Origin of the sequence: Pseudomonas brassicacearum (genome assembly GCF_003732265.1) — a bacterium.
Classification (GTDB): Bacteria; Pseudomonadota; Gammaproteobacteria; order Pseudomonadales; family Pseudomonadaceae; genus Aquipseudomonas; species Aquipseudomonas brassicacearum_D.
This window is the reverse complement of the sequence record NZ_MOBK01000198.1, coordinates 1-268: the sequence shown is the minus strand read 5'-3', so window position 1 is coordinate 268 and position 268 is coordinate 1. Positions and strand designations below refer to the sequence as shown.

The window sequence follows — 268 nt, the reverse complement described above, 5'->3', positions numbered from 1 at the left end:
AGGTCGCTGGCGATGGCGATCTTCACCTTGTGCTTGCGCAGGGCGTCCATAGGCGGCAACTGGGTTTCGCGCAGAAAGTAGAACGCGCCCGGCAGCAGCACCGCGACGGTGTCTGCTTCGGCCATGGCGATGGCGTCGGCTTCGTCCATGAATTCCAGGTGATCGGCGGACAACGCCTTGTAGCGCGCGGCGAGGCTGGAGCCGTGCAGTGACGATAATTGTTCGGCGTGCAGCTTCACTGGCAGGCCGAGTTTTTGTGCGGCGATGA

The 268-nt window shown here is 62.7% G+C and carries 1 pseudogene; it reads right to left on the bottom strand.

Annotation, left to right across the window (positions count from 1 at the left end):
• Positions 1-268, bottom strand: a pseudogene (locus tag BK660_RS30810) (imidazolonepropionase); the annotation flags it as partial.